The sequence below is a fragment of the Neobacillus sp. DZ-9 genome (assembly GCF_059587065.1).
The window spans coordinates 107976-133305 of sequence record NZ_JCAIOL010000009.1; the positions used below are offsets into that span (position 1 = coordinate 107976).

24 protein-coding genes are annotated in these 25330 nt (G+C 38.5%); 21 read left to right on the forward strand and 3 right to left on the reverse strand.

Going from position 1 to position 25330, the window contains the following annotated elements; all coding sequences use genetic code 11:
- Positions 1–95 precede the first annotated feature (95 nt).
- The 15 genes from bcaP to AC59HZ_RS23015 all read left to right on the forward strand — a co-directional run bounded on the left by bcaP (position 96) and on the right by AC59HZ_RS23015 (position 13782).
- The gene (gene bcaP, locus AC59HZ_RS22945; protein ID WP_496548076.1) at positions 96–1511 is read left to right on the forward strand and encodes a branched-chain amino acid transporter BcaP; all 1416 of its coding nucleotides are present in this window, start codon (positions 96–98) and stop codon (positions 1509–1511) included.
- Positions 1512–1697: 186 nt separating this feature from the next.
- A complete protein-coding gene (locus AC59HZ_RS22950; protein ID WP_496548077.1) occupies positions 1698–2939 on the forward strand; it encodes an ATP-binding protein in 1242 nt (413 codons plus the stop codon).
- Between the two features lie 219 nt (positions 2940–3158).
- Positions 3159–4319, forward strand: a complete 1161-nt coding sequence (locus tag AC59HZ_RS22955; protein ID WP_496548078.1) for an HD-GYP domain-containing protein — start codon at positions 3159–3161, stop codon at positions 4317–4319.
- Between the two features lie 142 nt (positions 4320–4461).
- Positions 4462–5643, forward strand: a complete 1182-nt coding sequence (locus AC59HZ_RS22960; protein ID WP_496548079.1) for a hypothetical protein — start codon at positions 4462–4464, stop codon at positions 5641–5643.
- Positions 5644–5792: 149 nt separating this feature from the next.
- The gene (locus tag AC59HZ_RS22965) at positions 5793–6881 is read left to right on the forward strand and encodes a hypothetical protein (protein ID WP_496548080.1); all 1089 of its coding nucleotides are present in this window, start codon (positions 5793–5795) and stop codon (positions 6879–6881) included.
- Complete coding sequence (locus tag AC59HZ_RS22970; RefSeq protein ID WP_496548081.1) at positions 6868–9048, forward strand: molybdopterin oxidoreductase family protein; 2181 nt, start codon at positions 6868–6870, stop codon at positions 9046–9048. The genes AC59HZ_RS22965 and AC59HZ_RS22970 overlap by 14 nt, the downstream gene beginning before the upstream one ends.
- Positions 9049–9609, forward strand: coding sequence for a 4Fe-4S dicluster domain-containing protein (locus AC59HZ_RS22975; RefSeq protein ID WP_430064531.1), 561 nt, complete (start codon positions 9049–9051; stop codon positions 9607–9609). It begins immediately after the preceding gene.
- A gap of 12 nt (positions 9610–9621) precedes the next feature.
- On the forward strand, positions 9622–10146 hold the full coding sequence (locus AC59HZ_RS22980) for a QcrA and Rieske domain-containing protein (RefSeq protein WP_496548082.1): 525 nt from the start codon (positions 9622–9624) through the stop codon (positions 10144–10146).
- On the forward strand, positions 10136–10327 hold the full coding sequence (locus AC59HZ_RS22985) for a hypothetical protein (protein WP_496548083.1): 192 nt from the start codon (positions 10136–10138) through the stop codon (positions 10325–10327). Before AC59HZ_RS22980 ends, AC59HZ_RS22985 begins: the two co-directional genes overlap by 11 nt.
- Positions 10320–10631, forward strand: coding sequence for a hypothetical protein (locus AC59HZ_RS22990; protein ID WP_496548084.1), 312 nt, complete (start codon positions 10320–10322; stop codon positions 10629–10631). Before AC59HZ_RS22985 ends, AC59HZ_RS22990 begins: the two co-directional genes overlap by 8 nt.
- Positions 10618–10899, forward strand: coding sequence for a hypothetical protein (locus tag AC59HZ_RS22995; RefSeq protein ID WP_496548085.1), 282 nt, complete (start codon positions 10618–10620; stop codon positions 10897–10899). Before AC59HZ_RS22990 ends, AC59HZ_RS22995 begins: the two co-directional genes overlap by 14 nt.
- Before the next feature lie 48 nt (positions 10900–10947).
- A complete protein-coding gene (locus AC59HZ_RS23000; RefSeq protein WP_496548086.1) occupies positions 10948–11601 on the forward strand; it encodes a sensor histidine kinase in 654 nt (217 codons plus the stop codon).
- 24 nt (positions 11602–11625) lie between these two features.
- On the forward strand, positions 11626–12279 hold the full coding sequence (locus AC59HZ_RS23005; protein ID WP_496548087.1) for a response regulator: 654 nt from the start codon (positions 11626–11628) through the stop codon (positions 12277–12279).
- Positions 12280–12294: 15 nt separating this feature from the next.
- Positions 12295–12747 carry a GAF domain-containing protein gene (locus AC59HZ_RS23010; RefSeq protein ID WP_496548088.1) on the forward strand — a complete coding sequence of 151 codons (453 nt, stop codon included), beginning with the start codon at positions 12295–12297 and terminating at the stop codon, positions 12745–12747.
- 15 nt (positions 12748–12762) lie between these two features.
- Positions 12763–13782, forward strand: coding sequence for a PAS domain-containing sensor histidine kinase (locus AC59HZ_RS23015; RefSeq protein WP_496548089.1), 1020 nt, complete (start codon positions 12763–12765; stop codon positions 13780–13782).
- A 34-nt stretch (positions 13783–13816) separates the two neighbouring features.
- On the opposite strand, the gene AC59HZ_RS23020 is transcribed toward AC59HZ_RS23015, so the two are convergent.
- Positions 13817–15472: a glutamine--tRNA ligase/YqeY domain fusion protein gene (locus AC59HZ_RS23020; RefSeq protein WP_496548090.1), complete on the reverse strand. Its 1656-nt coding sequence runs from the start codon at positions 15470–15472 to the stop codon at positions 13817–13819.
- Positions 15473–15658: 186 nt separating this feature from the next.
- Between AC59HZ_RS23020 and AC59HZ_RS23025 the strand changes: the two genes are divergently transcribed.
- The 3 genes from AC59HZ_RS23025 (at position 15659) to AC59HZ_RS23035 (ending at position 18670) form a co-directional block, all read left to right on the forward strand.
- The gene (locus AC59HZ_RS23025; RefSeq protein WP_496548091.1) at positions 15659–16645 is read left to right on the forward strand and encodes a Gfo/Idh/MocA family protein; all 987 of its coding nucleotides are present in this window, start codon (positions 15659–15661) and stop codon (positions 16643–16645) included.
- A 187-nt stretch (positions 16646–16832) separates the two neighbouring features.
- Positions 16833–17849 (forward strand): 4Fe-4S binding protein, encoded by a 1017-nt coding sequence (locus AC59HZ_RS23030; RefSeq protein ID WP_496548092.1) that lies wholly within the window; start codon positions 16833–16835, stop codon positions 17847–17849.
- Between the two features lie 218 nt (positions 17850–18067).
- Positions 18068–18670, forward strand: coding sequence for a TetR/AcrR family transcriptional regulator (locus AC59HZ_RS23035; protein ID WP_496548093.1), 603 nt, complete (start codon positions 18068–18070; stop codon positions 18668–18670).
- 19 nt (positions 18671–18689) lie between these two features.
- Here the strand turns inward: AC59HZ_RS23035 and AC59HZ_RS23040 are convergent, their stop codons facing one another.
- Together AC59HZ_RS23040 and AC59HZ_RS23045 are read right to left on the reverse strand one after the other, a co-directional pair.
- Positions 18690–19388, reverse strand: a complete 699-nt coding sequence (locus tag AC59HZ_RS23040) for a site-specific integrase (protein ID WP_496548094.1) — start codon at positions 19386–19388, stop codon at positions 18690–18692.
- 240 nt (positions 19389–19628) lie between these two features.
- Positions 19629–21674, reverse strand: coding sequence for a sigma-54 interaction domain-containing protein (locus tag AC59HZ_RS23045; protein WP_496548095.1), 2046 nt, complete (start codon positions 21672–21674; stop codon positions 19629–19631).
- Between the two features lie 270 nt (positions 21675–21944).
- Between AC59HZ_RS23045 and AC59HZ_RS23050 the strand changes: the two genes are divergently transcribed.
- The 3 genes from AC59HZ_RS23050 (at position 21945) to AC59HZ_RS23060 (ending at position 25315) form a co-directional block, all read left to right on the forward strand.
- The gene (locus tag AC59HZ_RS23050; RefSeq protein ID WP_496548096.1) at positions 21945–23366 is read left to right on the forward strand and encodes a YfcC family protein; all 1422 of its coding nucleotides are present in this window, start codon (positions 21945–21947) and stop codon (positions 23364–23366) included.
- Between the two features lie 37 nt (positions 23367–23403).
- Positions 23404–24576, forward strand: coding sequence for a beta-aspartyl-peptidase (gene iadA, locus AC59HZ_RS23055; RefSeq protein ID WP_496548097.1), 1173 nt, complete (start codon positions 23404–23406; stop codon positions 24574–24576).
- 373 nt (positions 24577–24949) lie between these two features.
- Positions 24950–25315 (forward strand): SCP2 sterol-binding domain-containing protein, encoded by a 366-nt coding sequence (locus AC59HZ_RS23060; RefSeq protein WP_496548098.1) that lies wholly within the window; start codon positions 24950–24952, stop codon positions 25313–25315.
- Positions 25316–25330: the final 15 nt, after the last annotated feature.

Consider the following 25330-nt stretch of genomic DNA (forward strand, 5'->3'; position numbering starts at 1 on the left):
GCTTTTTTTAGAAAAAGATTATATTATTTGTATATAATTTTTTTACGAGTTATTTTGTCAGAACATTTCGACAACATAACAAGGAGGTTTTCAAAATGAATTTATTTAGAAAGAAATCGATACAGGCACTGATCCAAGAAGTAGGCAAAAAGGATGTAACCTTAAAGAAGGATTTAGGAGCCTTTGATTTATCAATGCTAGGAATTGGAGCAATTATTGGAACTGGAATCTTTGTTCTTACAGGAGTTGCCGCTGCAGAGCATGCAGGTCCCGCTCTTATTCTATCATTTATATTATCTGGATTAGCTTGTGTGTTTGCAGCACTTTGTTATGCAGAGTTTGCTTCCACTGTACCGGTATCAGGCAGTGCCTATACTTACAGCTATGCAACGTTTGGTGAATTGATTGCTTGGATATTAGGTTGGGATTTAATCCTCGAATACGGACTTGCATCTTCAGCAGTTGCCAGCGGATGGTCGGGATATTTTCAAGGATTACTTGCAGGGTTTGGCATTCATTTTCCAAAAGCATTAACAAGTGCATATGATCCTGCGAATGGGACGTACATTGATGTTCCAGCCATTCTTATCGTTTTAGTGATTACATTTTTGTTAACGCAAGGTGTTAAAAAATCAGCGCGTTTTAATACAATTATGGTTATTATCAAGTTAGCGGTGGTTCTACTATTTATTGGTGTTGGAGTATGGTATGTAAAGCCAGGTAACTGGACTCCATTTATGCCATTCGGTTTCTCAGGAGTTACAGCCGGCGCTGCTACCGTGTTCTTTGCTTATATAGGTTTTGATGCAGTATCTACCGCTGCTGAGGAAGTAAAAAATCCACAGCGCAATATGCCAATCGGTATTATCGCTTCTCTTGCTGTTTGTACGGTATTATATATTGTTGTTTCTGCTATTCTGACAGGAATCGTTCCTTACACTGAGCTTGGCGTGAAAAACCCTGTTGCTTTCGCTCTTAGCTATATCCATCAGGATTGGGTAGCTGGCTTTATATCACTAGGTGCTATTGCTGGTATTACCACAGTATTACTTGTAATGATATATGGTCAAACTCGTTTATTCTATGCAATCAGCCGTGATGGTCTATTACCAAAGATATTTTCAAAGGTTGATAAGAAGAAGCAGACACCAATGTTCAACTCATGGATTACATGTTTACTAGTTTCCATTTTTGCTGGATTAGTACCATTAAATAAACTTGCCCATTTAGTAAACATGGGTACATTATTCGCCTTTATGACAGTTTCTGTCGGTATCTTGTATCTTCGTAAAAACAAGATGGCTCCAAAAACTGGTTTCCGTGTTCCATTTGTACCGTATATTCCGATTCTCGCTTTTCTTTTCTGCGGATATTTAACTCTTCAGCTACCAGCAGAATCATGGATCAGCTTCGGTATTTGGTTAGTAATTGGATTAGTGGTTTACTTTGGATATGGCCGCAAGCATTCTACCTTGAATACTCAAGTGGATCAATTGAAAAAAGTAAGTTAATAAAAATAGGGAAAGGGCTTGCAGCGCGCAAGCCCTTTTTTACATATTTTGCGAAAAATGTCGAAAACAATCGTTAGTACACAATAATTGTCTGTTCTTATTAGAGAAAAATGATAGAATAGTAGCATGATTAATTTACTTATTTCTTTCTTTCTTTCAAAGAACTTAATTGAGGGAGCAGCAAACATGAACGAAGGAGCCAGGAGTCCCAAACTCTTATTTGAAGAAAAAAAGGCGATAAAATTATTTTTATGGTTATTTTACTTCTTTTTTGTAACGTTTGATATTTTTTGGTATTTTGTTTTGCCGAAATATACATCATATGGCAAAACCGATTTTCCTGAAAGTGGACTAGGATATTGGCTGTATTTTTGGGTTTTTAGCTTACTTCCCATTTCTATTTCTTTTATTAAGAAAGGTAACCTATATATTGTAAAATACATATTCCTATTAGGCTACTTACTAATAGATATTATAGATAATCTGTTGATTTATTTCGGTACTTCAATTCCATTTGCTTCAGGTAATATTGTAGAACTATTATTTTTATTTTTCTCACCCATTTTTGTTAATAAAAAATACTTCTGGACTGTTTCGATGGGTATTGTCGGAAAATATCTTTTATTAGGTTTAGTTTTACAAGATGCCAATGTATTACCGCCAATAATAATAACGATCATTTTATCCGCAATCGCATTTATACTGTTAATTCGATTTTATTCTTATATTAGTTCTTTAACTTCAGTTCATGAAGAACTTCGCCAAAAAGAGAAGTTAGCTGTTGTTGGACGAATGGCTGCTGCAATTGGTCATGAAATTCGGAATCCATTGTCTTCTCTAAAAGGGTTTACACAATTACAGCAGGAACGAAATCCAAGTTCAAATGAGTTTTATCCGATTATGATTCAGGAAATTGACCGGATTAATTTAATAGTTAATGATTTGATGTATCTTGGAAAACCACGAGTAACTGAATTTGAAAAAGCGAGTATTGAAGAGGTTATTGCCTATACCCTCTCGATTACACAACAACAGGCAGAAAGACAAGGGGTAACAATTAACAAGATGGTGCCGGTACCCATTCCGCCTATCGAGTGTGATGAGAAGCAGTTAAAGCAAGTTTTTATCAATCTGATAAAAAATGCAATCGAATCCATGTCTGAAGGCGGAACGATAAAAATAATTACCAATGTCTTACAGGGACAAAAATTGCACATCATCATTCAAGATGAGGGCATTGGAATTGATGATGAGAACATTCTAAATTTAGGAGAACCTTTTTTCACTACTAAAAAGGATGGAACTGGTTTAGGATTAATGGTTTCAAATCAAATTATAAGAGATCATAATGGTGAAATTAATATTGAAAGTAATCTGGGGAAGGGAACGAAGGTCACGGTAAAATTACCTATATCCCAAAAAAGTTAAAAAAATGGTTCTATAAATATACAAAAATCTTAAATTTTAAGTATTACTTAGGTATTACGGATGATATATAATGTAGAAGAATACGGGAAATTAATAGATTTTGTAAATAATACCCGATATTCTTATGATGAAATTGTCGAAATTGTGGTAATATTACACCAATAAGACTTTAAACTAAATTGATATAGGGTAGATGTGTTAGATATCCTGGAGGATTTTATGATATCACATGAAGAACAGCGTACCGTAAAATGGATACTTTTATTTTTCTATATAATTTTATTGGGTTATGATTTATTTTTTTACTATCTTTTACCTGTGTTTATATCTCATAAAAAGAGTGGTTTACCTAGTAACTTTTGGATTATTAACTATCTAGTATTAGCTCTCTTAATTCCTGTCATGATGTATTTAAGTAAGGTGAAAAAGGAATCTTGGATCAAATATGTATTTTTTATCAGCTATCTAGTAACAGCTTTTTCAGTGGATATAATATCCTATTATCATAAAGCCAAGGAATATACCAGCGGGAATGTGGTAGAAGTGTTTTTAATTTTTACGCTGCCTTTATTCTTGAATACGAGATTCTTTTGGATTGTTAGTGCAGGAGTTGTAATAAAATACATTCTTACCAGTATTGTTTTAAAAAATTCCTTTCTTATCCTGCCAATTATATTAGTTGCTATCTTATCGATTATGTCCTTTTTCTTACTTGTTAGATTTCAACGCTATGTCCGTGCAATCAGCACTTCATACGATAATCAGTTACAGGGAATTGTTAAAGGGGTTATTGCTACACTTGAGTTAAAGGATCCATATACAAGGGGACATAGCGAACGTGTGGCCAGCTATGCATTAATGTTAGCTCAAGAAATCGGCAGGCTTTCAAAAGAGGACCAAAAATCATTTTATTATGCCTGCTTATTACACGATATTGGAAAGGTTCATATCCCAGATTCCATATTAATGAAACCTGGAAAGCTAACAAAAGAAGAATTTGAGATTATTAAATCACATCCTGGTGTTGGTGCAGAAGCAGTCAAGAATGTTGAGGGGATAAGAAATAGTATTTCTGTTATTCGTTCCCATCATGAACGCTGGGATGGAAAAGGGTATCCTGATCAGTTAATAGGTGAGGAAATTCCTTTACTTGCTAGAATTGCTTCTGTTGCTGATGCTTTTGATGCAATGACATCATCAAGATCTTATCGAGCAGCGATGCCAGTTGAAGAGGCATATCAACGTATCATTGAAAGTAAGGGTTCCCAGTTTGATCCAATATTAGTGGAAGAATTTAAGAAGGTATTCCCTGATTGGGTCAAATTTCATGAAAAATATCCATGGACAGAAAAGTGGGAAAAGCTTAAGGAGGTGGAATAATGAAAATCCGAAAGCTAAAGAAAGTGAAAACAACTTGTTGGTGGTGTCCATTTGTTGGAATTAAGCCTTAAATTTGTGTTGGATGCTAGTTTAAAGCCTGGCATCCTTCTTTTTTTTAAAATTCAAGTTAAAGGGTGCTAATATGAGCCTTACACTCGAGTCATTTCTTTCATTAGTCCCACTAGAAATTCGCAAGGATAAAAAACATTATATTGTCGAAGATAAAATTTCTGGTGAGTTCTATGAAATGCCGGAAGTATGTATTGATGCAATTAATTTGATTAATCAAGGTGAACAGCTCAGTGTAATTGAAGGTCTCCTAAAAGATAAATATCCTTCTGAAGAGATTGACCTCATGGATTTTGCTAAGCAGCTTTTGGAATTAGAATTGATCAATGAAATTGATGGCATAAAGGTTGAAGTAACGGAAAAGAACAAGGAAAGCCTTGGCTTTTTGTGGATATCTCCATTACTAGGAAAATTCTTTTTTAATAAAATAGCTCTTCTAATTTTTAGTGCACTTTTCGTCTCAAATATTTACTTATTCATTTCCCATCCGAATTTATTCCCAGATTATAAGGATCTATTTATTTTTGATTACATGATGTTTAATATTCCAGCTTGGATGATCATAACATTTATTCTTGTGTTAATCCATGAATTCGGCCATGTATTAGCAATGAGGGCACAAAATCTCCCAACTAAATTAGAAGTAGGTCACCGGTTATTTCTTGTTGTCCTTGAGACTGATATGTCTGGAGTATGGAAGTTGTCTTCAAAGGAACGCAATGTTTTATATGTAGCAGGGCTTTGTTTTGACACGGTTGTTCTTTCGCTTGCTTTAATTTGCCAATTAAATTTTGCGAGTGGATCAGGGATTTTCCTGAGCATCGTGAAAGTAGTCGTTTTGGATACATTTATTCGCATGGTGTACCAATGCTGCGTATATATGAAAACAGATTTATATTATGTTTTTGAAAATATATCTTCCTGCTATAACTTGATGGAAAATGCACAACGGAACATTAGAAAATGGCTTCCATTTCAAAAATCTTATTTAAGAGATGATGTTATTTTTGAAAGTGAAAGGAAAACTGTTTTCACCTATTCCATTATCTATTTTATTGGTGTAATCCTAACAGTGGCCTTATATTTTACCTTTTATATCCCACAATTATTGTTTGCGTTGAAGAAAGTTCTTCCAGGATTCTTGGAAGGAGCGACCTCGTTTCCTTTTTGGGATGCAGTCATATTCACGATGCAAATCATAATTGGTTTGTTATTACTCTTGTTCTCCTGGCGAAAAAAATACCTCGTTAATTAGTTTGTGACAGAACTTTGTCAAAAACGAAATATCTAGGGGTTTTTTCCCCCCATGATGGGGGAGTTCCCCTATATAGATAACACTGCCGTTTTTCTTACAATTAGCTTAAGAAAACGGAAGTGTTATTTTTTTTGAGGAGGATCAAGAAAATGCAGTCAACTATTTCAGCTACATCGACTAAAAAGCCGGCAAGAAGTGTAAATGATGCATTTGCATCTCATTATGCCAAATCCATGTTTTTAACTGTCGCAGGAATTGCCATTTTAGTGTTTATCGGAACAAGAATGTTTACACATATAGACTTAAACCTTTACGGATACATGGTCGGAACGATGGTATTCCTTGGAGGTTTTTTCTACCGCTTTATCGCTTGGGGCGAAAGACCGCCAACCAAAATTATCATTAAAAAAGGCTTAAAGCTTTTATTTAGAAAAAGCACCCCAAAAACAGCTGTAAATCATTTAGCTATTTACGATTTTATTCGCAACCGCGGTCTTTACCGTTGGATTCAGCATATTTTAATCGGCTGGGGCTGTGTGCTTGCTTGTTTAGTCACTTTCCCGCTTGTGTTTAGCTGGATGTATTTTACGATGGAAGAAAACGGCTACTACACAATCGTCCTTTTTGGAATGAATGTTTTGAAGGTGCCAGCAGAAGGAATTATCGCCTTCTTCTCCTACAATGCATTAAACATTGCAGCCATTATGGTTACTGCAGGGGTCTGCATGGCGCTTCGACGTCGCTTGAAAAATATGCAGGCAAGAGCGGAACAAAAATTTATGTACGACTTTTTACCACTATATCTATTGTTATTTATTTCAATTACTGGACTTTTATTAACAGTTCAAAACGTATTTCTACATGGCTGGATGCAGCCGCAAATGTCGTTGATCCACCAATTTTCCGTGATCGTAACTTTAATCTATCTGCCATTCGGAAAGCTTGCACATATTCCTTTCCGTCCAATGAGTGTTTTTGCAAGAAACTACCGAGAACATTATGGTGAACAAGAAATGAAAACATGTAAAGTGTGCGGCGATCATTTTGTATCAGTTGAACAATCAAACGATGTGATTCAAGTATTGGGAGTCAATGATATCGAGTTTAATATGAAAGACGGCTTTAATCTTGCTGAATTGTGCCTGCCATGCCGCAGAAAATACCGAATTGCAAGATTCTCAGGCTTCGCTACGCATCAAGTTAAGGTCAAGGAGGCAAATCAAAATGCAAGAGGTTAAGAATAGAGATAAATTTTTTAAAGAAATCGAAAATGTTCGTCATCCAAATGAAACTCTTATCAAAACACACTGTGCTTATTGCGGCATGCAATGTGGGATGAATTTACGGGTTAATACAAAAACAAACAAAATAATTGGTGTAGAACCTCGTTACGACTGGCCGGTAACAGTCGGAAAAATGTGTCCAAAAGGGGTTACCGCTTATCAGCAAACGAATCACCCAGATCGGATCTTAAAACCATTAATCCGCGATGATGCTTCCTTAAAAGGAACACAGAAAGGCTTCCGTGAAGCAACCTGGGAAGAAGCATATGATCTAATTGCGAAAAAGTTTTCTGAGTTACAAGTCGAGTTCGGTAAAGATACATTATCAGTATTCAGCGGTGTATCGATGACAAATGAAAAATGTTATTTAACAGGGAAATTTGCACGTGTAGCCTTGCAAACACGCTACATCGATTATAACGGCCGTTTCTGTATGTCGAGTGCGGCAGGCGGATTCCTTCGCTCTTTCGGTGTAGACCGAGGATCGACCTTGCCTTGGACAGATATCCATGAAACAGATTGCTTATTCATTGCAGGAAGCAACACGGCTGAATGTCACCCAACCTCCATGTTCCGTGTTTGGCATGTTCAAGAAAGAGGAGGCTACTTAATCGTTGCAGACCCGCGTGAAACACCAATTGCAAGGAGAGCAGATGTTCACTTGGATTTAAGACCGGGTACGGACCTTGCACTTGCAAATGGAATCTTAAATCTTCTTATTGAAAACGGCTATGCCGATGAAGAATTTATTAAAAACCATACAAACGGATTTGAAGAAACAAAGGAATTAATTAAAGAATTTACACCTGAATACACAAGCCAAATCACTGGCGTTGCACCAGAAAAAATCATTCGTGCTGCTGAGATTTACGGAAAAGCACCAAATGCCGTTGTCATGTTTGCCCGTGGTATTGAACAGCAGCATAAAGGAGTCGACAACGTTTCAGGTTACACGAATATGGCGCTTGTAACCGGCAAAATTGGGCGACCTAAATCTGGTGTCGCAACCTTCACGGGTCAAGGTAATGGTCAAGGCGGCCGCGAACATGGCCAGAAATCAGATTTACTTCCTGGCTATCGCAAAATCACTAATCCAAAACATGTGGAAGAGGTTTGTAAGGTTTGGGGAATTACTCCAGAAGAAATGCCGCAACCAGGTGTTTCAGCTTATGAAATGTTTGAATTGATGGAAGAAAAGACAATTCGTGGTTTATATTTGCTTTGTTCTAACCCAGCAGTTTCTGCGCCAAATCAAAACTTTGTCCGTAAAGCCTTAAAAGGATTAGATTTTATGGTTTGTGCCGATTTCTATCTTTCAGAATCAGCTGAGTTTGCAGATGTGATTCTTCCTACTGTTACATGGTCTGAAGATGAAGGTACAGTTACAAATCTTGAAGGACGGATTATTAAAATCAATAAAGCACAAGAGCCCCTTGGCGAGTCAAAACCAGATTGGCAAATTCAAGCTGAGCTAGCTGAAAAGCTTGGAAGAGGAAAATATTTCTCGCATTTAAAAACAGCAAAAGACGTTGCAGACGAATTCCGTCTCGCATCAAAAGGCGGTTATGCAGACTACTACGGAGCAACATGGGATAAAATCGACAAGCAGGATGGCGTATTCTGGCCATGTAAGGATGAAAATGATCCAGGTACACCCCATATGTTCTTAGATAAAAAATTCTATCATCCAGATGGAAAGGCAAAAATCTGTGCTTTACCATATCGCCCGCCAGCAGAAGAACCGGATGCCGAATATCCGTTGCGTTTAACAACTGGGCGCGTCGTTTTCCACTATTTATCAGGAAATCAAACAAGAAGAATCCAATTTTTACGAGATATGTGCCCAGAGCCGTATGTAGAGGTACATCCGGAAACAGCAGCAAAATATAACATTGAACATGAAGAATATGTCCGACTTTATACACGCCGAGGCGAAGCAGAATATAAAGTGAAAATTACCGAAGCGATTCGTAAAGATACAGTATTTGTTCCATATCATTTTGGTCACGAAAAATCTATTAATCTATTAACCATTGCCGCACTCGATCCAATGTCACGTATGCCGGAATTTAAAGCTTGTGCAGCACAGATTGAAAAACTAGAAATGAAGAAGGTGCAGTAAATGAAGAAGAGGCTTTATTTAGAACTGGAAAACTGTATAGGCTGCCGTTCTTGTTTAGCAGCCTGCACACAGTGCGGAGGACATGAGCAGCGCAACCGTAACTATGTTTACGACGTTAACCCGCTTGTTAACCGTCAAACGATGCCTCTTATGTGCCTTCACTGTGTGAATCCGGCATGTGCAAGAAGCTGCCCGGCTCAGGCGATTCAAATTCATGAAACAGGGGCCGTATTATCTGCTCTTGTAGAAAAGTGCATCGGCTGTCAAAACTGTACGATTGCCTGCCCATATGGAATTCCGAAGTTTGATACTGAGCAAAATTTAATGTATAAGTGCGACCTCTGTATCGACCGTTCTAAAGATGGCATCCCGCCGATGTGTGCGAGCGTTTGTCCGTCCAATACATTGCAATGGTTGACAGATGAGGAAATTGAAGCAAAGCAAAAACAATTTAACCTTGATAATGGTAAATGGGTAACAAGCATGCCTTATTTAGAAGGCGAAACAAATGTAAAAGTGAATCTCCCTGGAATCCTGCAGGGTGTCACAAAGTTGTTTTAGGAGGGATTAGACATGACAGATAAAAATAATAAAATCCCGTTTGATGAAGATAATTACACACATAATATTAACCGTAATAATGAACGAAAGCTTGACCGACGAGGATTTATGAAGACCCTTGTCGGGGCTGCTGGGGTATTTGCCGTTTCATCCCTTCCATGGGGAGCGTTGGCGGCGAAGGAACTTGCAGGTTTAGGAGACAAAAAATATCCTAAGCAGAAGATTACTGAGGTTAAATCCATTGCGATTGGAGATGCCGTAGACTTTGCTTTCCCCGGTGAGCACGATAGCGCCATCTTAATAAGACTTTCAGAAAAGAAATATGTTGCATATCAAAATGCCTGCACTCATCTTCGTTGTCCTGTTTTTTGGAAAAAAGACGAGGGAGAAATGCTTTGTCCTTGCCATCACGGAAAATTTGATGTAGAAACGGGTGCACCAATTGCCGGACCACCAAGACGTCCGCTTCCAGAAATCCATGTAAAAGTTGAAAACGGCACTGTTTATGCCCTGGGGGTGAAGCGTTATGAAGCGTAGTTACGTACCGGTTATTCTGCTTCTGGCCGTCCTAATGTTAAACATTATTTTTACGCAATACATGGTACATCAATATTTTTATGAACATTATACAAACACGATTATTGCAGCAGTTATCAATGTGATTTTATTCCCGGTAGCCTTCCTCATCTATAAAAAAGGTGTGAATGTCAATGACTAGCGAAACCTATATCGATTTTTGTTTTATGCGGGCGGAAACAGGAGGGTTTGCTGCAGAAATTGAGAATCTTTTAAAAAACACGTTTGCTAAAAAACGCTTAAATTGGTTTTTAGAAGAAAAAACAATTGATGGTGCTGAAATAGTGGTTGCCGAAATAAAAGGAATGAGTGATTGGGGTTCAGAGGATGAAACGATTCAATTCCTGGAGGCACATGCCGAAGATAAATTTTGGGAGTATCTGCAAGGCTACAAAATGTTCATCTATCCTGTAAAGAGAGGATGCAATAGCTGTGGAACTCATTAAATTAGAAGATGTGGAAGGATTTGTCGGTGTACCGGTTGAAATTGCAATCCAGGATGAAGAGGGTGGTGAAAGGGCACCATCCGTTAAGAAAACAGTGAAAAAGGTTCAATATTGCCCGGATCGTACTCATATCCGTTTTTATTTTGGTGATTTTTATTTTCTAGCAGCGCCCCTGTCAAGCCAGGTAAGACAATCGGAAAATGAATGGGCTGCCTATGACTCGGAAAGCGGGTTAACATATAAAGTAAAAAAGGTTCAGGTCTTGTAAAAGAGCCTGAATTTTTTATAGGTCACAAGGTTAGAGGAGGGGTGATGAATGGCATTAATAAATCCAAAACAGCAAATTAGCTCATACATTATTGATTCACAAGAAGAAGAAATAAAAAGGATTGCTCTTGAACTTCACGAAGGGGTCGGACAAAATCTGTTTAGCATATTAACAGGCTTGCAGTTTGTTGAAACAAGTATAAAAGAGCCGCATATGAAAAGTCACCTGCGTGAAATGTCCTTGTTGATCGAAAAGACAATTCAAGAAATTAGGCTGCTTTCGGTTGAATTACATCCGCCTGCCCTTACAACCCTTGGTTTACTTCCAGCTGTGAAAAACTATATTAAGTTATACACCTCCACCTTTGGCATTCTAGTTGATTTAGAATCATCCGGTGATGAAAGGCCGATTCCAGAAAGAAACAGTATTGCAGTATTTCGGGTATGCCAAGAAGCACTTGCAAACATTGCGAAATACGCCGACACCTGCAATGTAAAAATGAATTTTTATTGGAATGAGGATGAGTTAAAGATTAACATTCATGATTTCGGCAAAGGATTTCAACCAGTAGAACAGAAAGATAATCTTCCTTCATCAGGTCTTGCGGCGATGAAGGAAAGGATGCATCTGACTGGCGGGGAGTGTACGATTTCCTCTAAAATAGGGGAAGGTACATCTATACAAATTTCTCTTCCGTTTTAAAAAGTCTCTAAAGGGGAGTTTATTTTGATAAAAATTCTGTTGGTTGATGATCATGCTGTTGTGAGAAGTGGTTTAAAAATGCTGTTGAATACCAATCCCGAAATAGAGGTAGTCGGTGAGGCATCCGAAGGAAATGAAGGAATCAAAAAAGCGCAAAAACTTAAGCCCAATGTGGTAGTGATGGATTTAAGCATGCCCCATGGTAAGGATGGGCTGACGGCTACTACCGAGTTAAAAAAACTCATGCCAGAAGTCAATATATTGATTTTGACGATGCACGATGATGAAGAATACCTGTTTCGTTCCATTCAAGGCGGAGCATCCGGTTGTATTTTAAAAAGCGCTCCCCATGATGAATTAATGTCAGCAATTGAATCAGTTGCTAAAGGAGATGCCTATCTTCATCCATCGGCCCAAAAGAGATTAATGGAAGAATACTTAGCGGGTGTGAAACAAGATGGCAATGACACGTACAATCTATTATCTGAACGTGAAAAAGAAGTATTAACCCTAATCGCTAAAGGATATTCGAACAAGGAAATTGCCGAGCAGCTTGTCATTAGTGTGAAAACGGTCGAAACTCATAAAGGAAACCTAATGGAAAAATTGCAAATGAAAACCCGGCCTGAGTTGGTTGAATATGCCGTTAAAAAGGGGTTATTAGGTTATGGTATTTAAGGAGAATTATAAGGGATGACAGAGTTAACGGAAAACCCAGTAGTAATTGAGGTTTGCAACCAACTAAAAACTCTAGTCAGCTGTGATTTTGTTGGGCTTGCCCTCCAAAATGTATCCGGCCCTGATGTTAGATGGCATTATGCAGCCGGCAATTTAAATGATAAATATAAAAGAATAACGGTCCGATTCGGGAAAGGAATTGCCGGAAAAATCATTTCAAGTGGAAGTCCTATGATGCTGGCAAATTTCCCTAATGAAATCATTGGAAAAGTGACTGATTATCCTATTATGCTGGCTGAAAATCTCATTTCCTCCTATGCCGTTCCTTTATTTTTTAATGGTGTTCCGAAAGGCGTATTGCTTGTTGGGAAAAGGGAAGCGTATACGTTTACCGAAAATGAGCGGCAGTTGGTAGATGAATCTGCTCATACCCTGGAACACCTATTAAAAGCTCATATTATTCTTTGATGCAGGGGGTTGGAAATGGAAAGGGAATTTCAGCTGACGAAAAATGAACTGATGGACTATAAATTTGCCCTGGATGCATCTTCGATTGTAGCGATTACGGATTCGCGGGGCATTATTACATATGTAAATGATCAATTTTGTTATATTTCTAGATACACTAAGGAAGAATTGCTGGGGCAAGATCATCGGATTATAAATTCGGGTTATCATTCCAAAGCCTTTTTTAAAGAAATGTGGAGAACAATTGGTAATGGAAAGGTATGGAAGGGCGAGATTCGTAATAAAGCGAAGGATGGAACATTCTATTGGATGGATACAACGATTGTCCCTTTTTTAAACGAAAAGAACAAGCCTTATCAATACTTATCGATTCGCTATGAAATTACCGAGAGAAAACGCGTAGAGCAGGAATTACAAAAAATGTTGACGACGATCATCGATGTTCAAGAAGAAGAGAGAAAGCGATTATCACGAAATTTACATGATGGAATCGGACAAAATCTATACAGTCATTTAATCACGATTAATCGTTTGCTTTCTGAAATGAATCATCCTTTGCTTGATCAAATGCAAACAGAAGCGACCCAATTAATTGAAGAAATTCGCGAAATTTCATGGGAACTTCGCCCCTCTGTTTTAGATGATCTAGGGTTAGTACCAGCCATTCGTTCTTTTTTATCACGATATTCAGATCATTATAATATTGATGTATTTTTTGAATGCGTGTTACATCGCCGGCTTGCCATTAGCATTGAGTTGACGATTTATCGGATTATTCAAGAGGCGTTAACAAATATCCGAAAATATGCGGATGTTGATAAAGCTAAAGTCACCGTTAGAGAAATGGGCGATATTGTCAGGGTGATGATTGAAGATACGGGGAAGGGCTTTGACTTAAAAAAGAAGTCCCCAGGTGTCGGCCTATTCAGCATGGATGAACGAGCACGGTCTGTTGGCGGAGAACTTACCATCAATACAACACCAGGGGCAGGAACAAAGATTATCTTAGAGGTTCCTGTTTCAACTACAGAATAAGAAAAAAGAGGGTGTACTTGCACCCTCTTTTTTCTTATATTTTAAATGAACTTTTCAAGGAAACAATCCGGTTAAAGACTAGTTTATCGACTGTGGTGTGTTTTGGATCGACATTAAAGTAGCCGTGTCTAAAGAATTGGAACTTATCGTACGGTCTGCTTTCCTTCATATTTGGCTCAACAAAGCCTTGAAGTACCTCAAGTGAATTGGAATTGACTTGATCAAGGAATGTTTTTCCCTCTTCGCCTTCTTTTTCAGTTTCATCCATAATAAGTGGTTCGTATAAGCGAAACTCAGCAGGTACGGCATGAGTTGCTTCCACCCAGTGGATCGTACCCTTTACTTTCCTTCCAGTAAAGCCTGTGCCGCTTTTCGTTTCCGGATCATAGGTACAGCGAAGCTCGATAACTTTACCACTTGCATCCTTAATGACTTCCTCACATTTAATGAAATACGCATTTTTGAGGCGAACTTCGTTACCTGGGAACAGCCGGAAATATTTCTTTGGCGGATCTTCCATAAAATCGTCTTGCTCGATGTAAATTTCACGCGAGAATGGGATTTTTCTCATACCCATTTCTGGAACCTCAGGATTGATTTCCGCATCAAGTAATTCAATTTGTCCTTCAGGATAATTTGTAATGACTACCTTTAATGGATCAATGATACCCATTGTCCGAGGCGCTTTTAATTTCAAATCCTCCCGGACAAAATGCTCGAGCATTTGAACATCGACCATAGAGTTGTTCTTTGAAATGGCAGTTTCACGAACAAATTCACGAATGGATTCTGGCGTGAAGCCTTTTCTTCTCATTCCAGAAATGGTCGGCATGCGGGGATCATCCCAGCCATCTACAAACCCTTCATCGACAAGCTGCTTGAGCTTACGCTTACTCATAACAGTATTAGTAATATTTAAGCGGCCAAATTCGATTTGCTGTGGCGTGTTCTCCATTTCACATTGTTCGACAACCCAATTATAAAGCGGACGCTGATCTTCGAATTCAATTGTACAGATGGAGTGAGTGACTCCTTCAATTGCATCCTCAAGCGGATGAGCAAATGCATACATTGGATAAATACACCATTTATCACCTGTGTTATGGTGTGTTGCATGTGCAATACGGTAAATGACAGGGTCACGCAGATTAATATTTGGAGAAGACATATCGATCTTGGCTCGCAGTACTTTTTGACCGTTCTCAAATTCACCATTTCGCATTCGATCAAATAAATCAAGGTTTTCTTCAATTGAACGATCGCGATTAGGGCTGTTCTTTCCAGGCTCTGTTAGTGTCCCTCGGTACTCGCGAATTTCGTCAGCGGAAAGATCATCCACATAGGCTAAGCCCTTCTTGATAAGAAGAACCGCTCGCTTGTACATTTCCTCAAAATAATCAGAGGCAAACAATAAGTCATCCCAATCATAGCCGAGCCATTTGACATCCTCTTTAATGGAATTGACGTATTCGATATCTTCCTTTAATGGATTCGTGTCATCAAATCGTAAATTGGTTTTTCCGTTAAATTCATCGGCTAACCCAAAATTGATGAAGATCGATTTCGCATGCCCAATATGTAGATATCCATTTGGCTCCGGCGGGAAACGAGTCACGATTTTGTTGTGTTTACCTGATTCCAAATCTTTTATCATAATATCTTTTATAAAATTTGATGTTTGATTGTCCACCCATTTCAACCTCTTTCATCTTATCTATTAATTATAAATACCATAAATATTGATAATTTTCCATTGTTCCCATCAATTCATGAACAAAACATCCTGATTTGGAAATTTTTTAGTTCAAAATGGAAAGAAGAAGAAAAAAAGGCTAAAATGGTGTTTTATAAGTAAACAACAGAAAGGGGTACAAAGATGATTCATTTTGGAACAGTTGGAACCGGATGGATTACAGAATCCTTCGTTCAGGCAGCGAAGCTAAGCGGTCAAATGCAGTTAGCAGGAGTCTTTTCCAGGAAAGCAGAAAAAGCGAAACAACTTGCTGATACATATCATGCACCAAAATATTATACAGATTTAGAAGAAATGGCGAAAAGCGAGGAGATGGAGGCTGTTTATATTGCTTCACCAAATTCTGTTCATTTCGAACAGACACTTGTTTTTTTGAAAAACAAAAAGCATGTCATTTGTGAAAAGCCGATTTTTTCAAATTTAGCCGAGTTAGAAGAAGCTTACCGAATTGCAGAGGAGAATGGTGTGTATTTATTTGAGGCAATCCGCAATATGCATACGCCGAATTTTCAAATCCTAAAAGATAAGCTTCATCTAGCCGGGCCATTAAGAAGCACTATACTGCCCTATATCCAATACTCTTCCCGGTATGATTTGTTTCTCCAGGGAGAGGAACCCAATATATTTTCTGCAAAATTCTCTGGCGGTGCTCTCGTTGATTTAGGGGTTTATCCACTTTATTTAGCAGTGGGGCTTTTTGGGGAACCGGAAGCTGTCGCGTATCACCCATTCATATTGAGGAGCGGTGTAGATGGAAGCGGCACGCTTGTCTTAAAGTATGATGATTTTGTTTGTACGATTATGTGTTCAAAAATTTCCGATTCCGTTCTTCCTTGTGAAATTCATGGAGAAAAAGGAACCTTTATACTCGAAGACGCGGCACCTATTTCAGAAATTAAATTCATTGATAGTCACTCAAAAGAAAGTCAAATCCTGAGTGTCGAGCAAGAGGAACAAAATATGGTTTATGAATGTATCAATATCGCTAAGATAATTAGAACAAATAATGTAGCAGAGTATGAGAAGTTTAAAAAATGGAGTAAGATTGTTCTTCGCATAACGGAAGAGGCCCGAAAACAAAATAATATTATTTTTGGTTCAGAAAAATAAAAATAGCCAGAGGATATCTCATCCTCTGGCTATTGTGTTTAAGATGCTTGTTCTGATTTTACTTTTTTTGACAGATTTAAGATGGCAATGTGACATCTTTATGAAATGAATCTTAGCGATGATTAATATCACATACCCTGTTTTTCCAGTTACTTATAGTAAAAGTATTAGGAATGGAGGAATGGGGATGAAATCAAGAGCGTGGTACAGGAAACAGCTGAAACGTAAGCCAGTTCAGATTACTAGATATGCCGTTCAGGCTGTGTTTCTTTTGTTTTTGCTATATGTAGGTCTTACGTTCTATCAATTTTATATGCACTTTGAGACGCTTGGAAAAAGCCCTTTTGTAGAACGGCCGCCGGCAGTTGAGGGCTTTCTTCCAATCAGTTCGCTGGTTGCCTTAAAGGTATGGCTGATGAAAGGGGAGTTTGATCAAATTCATCCTGCCGGTCTCGTTTTATTTGCTTTCTTTGTTGGAACAGGAATTATATTTCGAAAATCCTTTTGCAGCTGGATTTGCCCAGTTGGAACGGCCAGTGAATGGACAGCCTGGCTTGGTAAAAAGATTTTTAAGAGAAATTTTGAAATTCCAACCTGGCTCGTTTGGCTGTTAACTCCTCTAAAGTATTTATTACTCTTTTTCTTTATCAATATGATTATTTCAATGCCAATCTACGGCGCCAAGGCATTTTTAAATGATCCCTATAATAAAATTTCCGATGTGAAAATGCTTTTGTTTTTTTTGAATATCAGCGGTTTCGCTTTAAAATTTATTATTGTTATTTTCATCTTATCCTTGTTCTTCAAGAACTTTTGGTGCCGATTCCTTTGTCCGTATGGTGCGATGATTGGGTTAGGCAGCATCCTTAGAATCACCAAAATTCGTAGAAATGAAGATACATGTACAAACTGCGAAATGTGTACAAAGGTTTGCCCGCAGCGATTAAAGGTTCATAAGGTAAAAACAGTCAATTCACTTAATTGTACAGCCTGCATGTCCTGTGTGGAGGCCTGTCCGATCAAAGATACATTGAATATGACGGTAGTGAACAAAAAAGTAAACAAATGGTTTGTGCCGGTTGGTTTCCTAGCCCTCTTTGTCTTGATTGTCGGAATTGCCAAAATTACAGGGCACTGGGAAACAATCATATCCTATAATGAATGGAAACAATTAATCCCTGATGCCAATTATGTTGGTCATTAGGGATTAGGCAGCCTAATTTGAAGGCTGCTTTTTCTTTTTAGAAAGATGGTTAAAGGCCACTGCTAATTTTTATCACTGTTGATTGGAGCGAAGCGCCTGGAGCGCAAATCAACAACCAGTTTAACAGCGCTTTTTAAAAAGAATCTTGTGAAACGAATTAATATCTTTTAATATTTAAATAATACGTTTTCGTACGAATGAGATTGGAATGATGAACAATGCTATTTGTTGAGGAAATGCCAAAAGAAGCAAAAGATAAAATCCTTTATGCTGGACTATCATTATTTACTAGCACCGGTTTTAAAAATACCTCTGTCCTAGATATAGTCGAGATGGCAAGGGTATCAAAAACAACCTTTTATCAACACTTCACCAGTAAAGAGAATTTGATGGCCGGTCTTTTTGAGGTACTGTTCTCAGAAATTATAAGTGAGGTTAAACAAGCGAGTGAACAAGAAAATCGGAACGCTTATAAAGCCTATTTTGGAATTCGGCGTTATATCGAAATTTGCTTTTCAGATGTTAAAGTTGCAGGCTTAATGCTCGTGGAATCTGTCGGAGTATCCCAAGAAGTTGAAAAAGTAAGGAGCGATGCGCACCGGCGTTTTGCCCAGCTTATTTTTAAGACTGTTCAAGGACTGCTGCCATCAACTGTTTCAGAAATCGAAATGCAAGTCGTTTCCCAAGCGATGGTTGGAGCTATTAATGAAGTAGTTGTCCAGAATTATAATGTAGATGGGGGAACACGCATAAGCTATGATGACCTCGCTCGCCTCCTTAATCGGATAGTAATTAGTGCATTCGTTAATCTCGCCAATTAACGGAATTAGCGGAAAAACCTTATAATATAAATGTTCTTACCGTTGTATTATTCGGTTTGTCCGCTGTTTTCTCTTTTATATTTGACGTCAAGTGAGTATAGATATTCATCGTTGTTTTAATGTCTGAATGACCTAGCTTTTGTTGAATTTCTTTTGGTAAAGCTCCAGCTTCAAGCATTAGGCTGGCATGTGTATGTCGAAATGAATGTGGTGTAATCTTCTTGCAAATCCCCGTTAATCTTAAAAGTCGTTTTAATCTTACATCAACATTATCACGCAGCTGTGGATCTCCATCATCCCGAGCGAAAATAAAATTGTGGTTTTTGTAGAGCATTCCATTTCTCAATTTTATTTCATTTTGTCGGACTCGATGCTTCTTTAATAAGTTCACGACCCTTTCATCTAAATCTATTGTCCTGACAGACCCTATGGTTTTTGGTGTATCTACCTTAAAAGATTTGAGAGTATTATCCGGTCTAAATAAAGTTTTAGTGACCCTTAGTGTTTTCTCAGTTTCGTTAAGATCATTCCATTTGAGAGCCAGGAGTTCTCCAATTCGCAAGCCAGTAAACGCTAGTGTAAAGAACATAGCATAATCCATATCAAGACCTTCAGATTTTGCAACCTCCAGTAACATTTTAACTTCTTCTTTTTCTAAATAGATAATTTCCACTTTCTCATTTTCAAGTTCTTCTACGGTTTTCTGTTTTTTGGGCAATTGAAAATCTACAGTAGGATTTCGATCGACTATATTAATAAAACTAAGGACACTTTAGCGTCCTCCGATAATTAAAGCCATCTCCATTGTGAAAGGTTTTTTATTAAAACACCCTCTAGGGAGGGCACTAAGTTTTAAGATTTCTTTAACGTACAAAAACGTTCAAATGTGCGAACTACCCCTATTAGTAAAGCTAATTATATCATTTTCATTCAAAAGCAAAATGCAGGAATGATTGCTTTAGGAATAAACTGCACGCTTTGACTTAAGAAAATATAAATACTCTATTCCGGCAACGGTTATCTTCGTGCCGCCCCGTCCTCTGCCTTTGACGACAAATCCTTCACTTTCTAAAATATCCAAGCGGAGGCGAATCTGCTGAGGGGACAAGACAAAGTCTGTTTCTTTGCTTTGACTTGAAATCAACTCTCTGCTTGCCACTTTTCCCTTTTCGTTGCATTGCTTGATTACTTCTAAGATGAAAGCGCGCTCCTTCATTTCCAGCATACTTTCACATGTAGAATATTCGGACATTACGCTGTCTTTCGCTTGTCCCAACATGGAGGGCAGGTCTCTTTTCGTTACGACATTTCCCTCACTAACCGTCAGCATGTAATCAATTGTGCTTTTCAGTTCCCGTATATTTCCAGGCCATTCATATTGCATGAAAAACTCCAAGACATTTTGCTCAACTTTTACCCACTTCCCGCTCTTTGTAATGAAATGCTTAATCAAAAGTGGAATATCCGCTCTTCTCTCCATGAGTGGCGGAATATTGAGATTAAGTACATTCAGCCGATAAAATAAGTCTGATCTGAATGAACTGTCCCGTATCTTTCCTTGAAGATCTTTATTTGTTGCGGTAATTACTCGAACATTGATAGGTATAATTCTTCCGCCGCCGATTCTACGGATTTCTCCCTCCTGCAGAACGCGCAGCAGATGGGATTGAACAGTGAGACTGATGTCGCCGATTTCATCCAAAAAGATCGTTCCGTTATCCGCCAATTCAAACAGACCTTTCTTTCCTCCTCTTTGTGCCCCTGTAAATGTCCCTTCTTCATAGCCGAACAATTCGCTCTCCAGCAGGCTTTCTGATAATGCGCTGCAGTTTACAGCCAGAAACGGCCCGTCTTTTCGCAATGAATGCTCATGAATCGCATGTGCAAACAGTTCTTTTCCTGTTCCTGTCTCTCCCTGAATTAAAATCGGATGTTCCGACAAGGCAAGTTTCTTGGCGATCCTCTTCCGATCCTTCATTACATCATGCTCGCCGATAATATCATCAAATCCGTATTTTGTATGAAATCCTTTATTACGCATTTCTCTTTGCGCTGTCTTTTCAATTTCAAAAGCTTGATGCACACTCTTGAAAGTTGCAATAATTGTATTTTCTTTCATCATTTGCACTCGAAAAATTACGACACCTACGCCATCTATGTCAAAGAACTTGCTATCATCCTTGCCTATCATGATGAAATCGATAATATCTCTGCGATTCATTACCTGTTCTATATTCTTATTAACCACATCTTGCACAACAACATGAAACAATGCCGCTAGACTATGATTGAATACCGTGATCTGTCCCTCCTGGTTAACGACCAATAGTCCATCATCAACAGTTCCCAACACATTTTGGATGTGCTCGCTCATCTGATTGGCATCCCGCTCTGCAACTAACAGCTTACGTTGTAAATCAATGATATTGCTAATATACCTTTCTGAAATCTTCGAAGTTATATCTTTGTCCAAACCGCAGCATTCCACAACTTCCAAAATAGTTGTCATATCAAAAAGACGCACACCTATGTCAATTACTTCTTTTATATAAGAGGGGCACAGATGCGTTTCTCCTGGTGAAACGGCAATTTGAACATCCTTATAAAACAATATGCCCTTTTGAAAAGGGATAAATTGAATATGGTCGACACCAAGCTGATATAAGGATTCAATAAGACTGATCGTTGCATCATGATCATCATTTACGAGCAGAACAGTTGAGCCTTCAGGTATTTTTAAAAGCTTGTCAATGTATTCATGATGAACGGTTCTCTTGCCAACAATTATGTTCTCGGCATTCCCGCTATACATACCGTTTGTTTCATTATAAGCAGCATCTGATGAACACAAGATAATGGTATCTTCCAGAGAAAGCGGTAAACCTTCAGCTGTAGCATGACTTTTAATTTGAACATAGTCCCCAAGCAGTTGTTCCAGCTGATCATGCAAGGCTTGCTTTGTTTTTAAGCTTCCCGCTATAAGTGTAAGGGTGGATTTCATCATAAGATTCCTTCCTGTCTTTAAATTGGTTCTATTATATCACCAAAAAAGACCGATAAAACCCTAAAGGATGATTCTAAGCATAAAAATTCCCCTGAGAATCAATCTCCCCATTTTGGCACAGATTTTGCATCTATAAATGGACGAAGTGCCAAAGGATTTGAAAAGGGGGGGAAAATAGGATGAAAGGTAAAAAAAGATAGGCGATCAGAGGAAACAAATTGTAAGCGTTTTTTAGAATTCTTTTATTTTAATTACAAAGGAGATTTGTGTATGGGCCAACCACAAGAAAAGGCTGTTTCGATCGGAACAGCGGGGAAAAGAGAGAGAAAAATCAATATTTTTGTATTGCTATTCAGCATTCTTGCTATTGCAACTCTATTAACCTATGTTTTGCCTGCAGGGGAATATGTACGAACTGAAGCGAATGGACGGACAACGGTAGACCCTCACTCTTTTAAGTGGTTAAAATCGGCACCAGTAGGTTTATTCGATATGATAAAAGCTGTTCCTACAGGAATGGTAGAAGCGGGCAATATTATCTTTTTCTTGTTAATTATCGGAGGATTCTTCGGTGTTTTAAGAGCAACAGGTACGATTGACGTGCTGATCGCCACAATGGCTCGAAAGTTGTCGACGCGTGAAAAGCTGCTAATCCCTGTCGTGATGCTGGTTTTCGCTGCAGGTGGTTCCTTAATGGGGATGGCGGAAGAAACACTGGCTTATGTTCCTCTTGTCATTCCGCTAGCGTTGGCTTTGGGATTTGATGCAATTACGGGAACGGCCATTGTCATAGTAGGGGCATTGTCAGGGTTTACGACTGCCATCATGAATCCTTTCACAGTAGGAATCGCCCAAGGCATCGCAGAATTGCCGATGTTCTCAGGGATGGGTTACCGCCTCGTTTTATTTGTTATTGTTTACCTTGTTTCTGCTCTTTTTATCTATCGTTACGCAATGAAGGTAAAGAAAAACCCTTCTTTAGGCGTCTACGGAAAATATACAAAAGAAGAAGCACACCATTTGCTGCAATCCAATGCGAAGTTAACAGCGAGGCATAAGTGTATCTTAGGTGCTTTTTTAATTAACTATATCGTTTTGGCTTTAGGTGTGATCAAATTTCAATGGTACATTACAGAAATTGCAGCCTTATTCATTGTATTGACAATCGTAGTTGGAATCATCGGAAACATGTCTGCAGATCATATTGTTAACTCCTTTACCAAAGGCTCTGCTTCCTTAATCGGTGGAGCATTGATCATTGGCGTTTCACGTGCGATTCTTGTTGTATTAAATGAAGGACATATCATCGACCCTCTCCTGCATCAAGTATCTGAGTCCATCAAGCATTTTCCTGGCTATTTAAGTGTTGCCGGTATGTATACCTTCCAGACGCTTATTCATTTTGTTCTAGCGTCCGGCAGCGGTCATGCAATGCTGACAATGCCGATTATGGCGCCACTCGCGGACCTATTGCATATTACACGCCAAACGGCAGTGTTGTCTTTCTCTTTTGCAGACGGAATCGGAAATATGATTTTTCCGACTGCCACCACCTTAATGGCAAGTTTGACAATTGCCGGTATCTCTTGGACAAAGTGGGCGAGGTGGATTCTGCCGCTGGTACTCATTCAATATCTAATCGGATTAATAGCTGTCATCATAGCTCACTTTATCGGATATGGTCCATTCTGATAGAGGACAAGAATACATGAACAGGAGGAGAAAAGAAATGCTTACCTTAATCAAAAATGGAGAAGTATATGCACCCAATTACCTAGGACGGAAAGACCTATTGATTGCAGATGATAAAATCGCATTTATCGATGACAGAATTGCGATTCCTGACAACTTTGCTCCTATTCAAATTATTAATGCAGCAAATCTTTTAGTTGTTCCGGGATTTATAGATTCACATGTTCACATTATTGGTGGAGGCGGCGAGGGGGGATTCAAAACCCGCACTCCCGAGCTTATGCTTACCAATATTACAACTGCAGGTATTACAACACTTGTTGGCTTACTTGGTACGGACGGGACAACGCGAAAAATGGAGAGTCTACTTGCCAAGGCACGGGCGCTTGAAGAAGAGGGTGTTTCCTGCTTCATTCATACAGGCTCCTATCAAGTGCCAGTAAAAACACTAACGGAAACTATCGAAGACGATATTATTTTAATCGACAAAATTATCGGTGTTGGAGAGATTGCCATTTCCGACCACCGGTCATCAGAACCCACATTTGAGGAACTGGCTAAAGTCGCTGCTGCGGCACGAAATGGTGGGATCCTTTCAGGAAAAGCCGGCATAATAGAAATTCATGTAGGGGACGGAGAGGGAAAGCTTTCATTGCTGCATGAAATTGCAGATAAAACCAATATTCCGATTCGGCATCTCCATCCTACACATATCAACCGAAATGAAGAATTATTCAAGGCTGGAATTGATTACGCGAAGCGAGGTGGATACGTTGACTTTACTACAAGTACCATTCCTCAGTTTTTGGAGGAGGGCGAAGTGAAGTGCAGCAAGGCATTACGCAGGATGCTTGAAGAAGGAATTCCTGTCGGACACATCACCTTCTCTTCAGATGGGCAGGCAAGCCTTCCCTGCTTTGACAGCGATGGGGAGTATATAGGCCTTCAAGTCGGGGAAGTATCGTCGTTATATCACGAAGTACGTGATGCTGTTTTAGAGGAAGGCATCCCGTTGGAAACTGCATTGGAGGTCATCACCACGAATCCTGCACATGTGCTAAAGCTTTCAAGTAAAGGCAGCATCCAAACCGGGAAGGATGCTGATATAGTATTGTTGGAAAAAGAAACGTTGGACATTCACAGTGTCATTGCAAAAGGTAAGCTTATGGTAGAAAACAAAGTTCCAATAATAAAGGGAACATTTGAATAAAGCGCCCTATTGCTTAGTAAGTATTTTTTTCATAATGGAACATTAAGGATTAAGGAAGGCAGCAAAGCTTCTCCAAATGTTACCATGGCCTTATTAACTGGGAAGGTAAAAGCAAAGGGTGACATCAGCACGGGAATGAAAATTGAAAGCATTCTCCGTAAATACAAAATTACAGAGCCATTATACTCAATTCAAAAGACAAATGGGAATTCGTCGTTCACCTTTGTCTTTTTCCTTTTAATAAACACTTTATCCTTGTTGAAAAAATGTCGAAAAATATTGGTTGTTTGATACGGATACGTATTGGTATCATATAAATATAATAAATACTGAATTTACGGAAAATTCAGATGTGCAAAAGGAGGACGAGGGAATGTCGAAAAAAATAGAAGAGTATTCTTTAGAAAATCTAATGAATAAGATTGAAGAGTTATTAAATGAGAATCCAGCGCCGTTTCAGGAGTTTAATGCAAACTATCAATTTGACATTGATGGGGAGGAGTCAGGGGTTTACCAGCTCCGCTTCCAGGATGGAAAAGCCGCCGTGCAGGAAGGTTCTGAAACTCCTGCTGATTGTAGATTGATCATGTCACTAGCAAACTTCCATTTATTTTTATTAGGGAAACTAAACGGAACGATGGCTTTTATGACAGGAAAGTTAAAAATTAATGGTGATATTGGCAAAGCAATGAAAATAGAAAGCATATTACGCCAATATAGCGTGAAAGAACAACTCTAAAAAGCCAAATTGTTC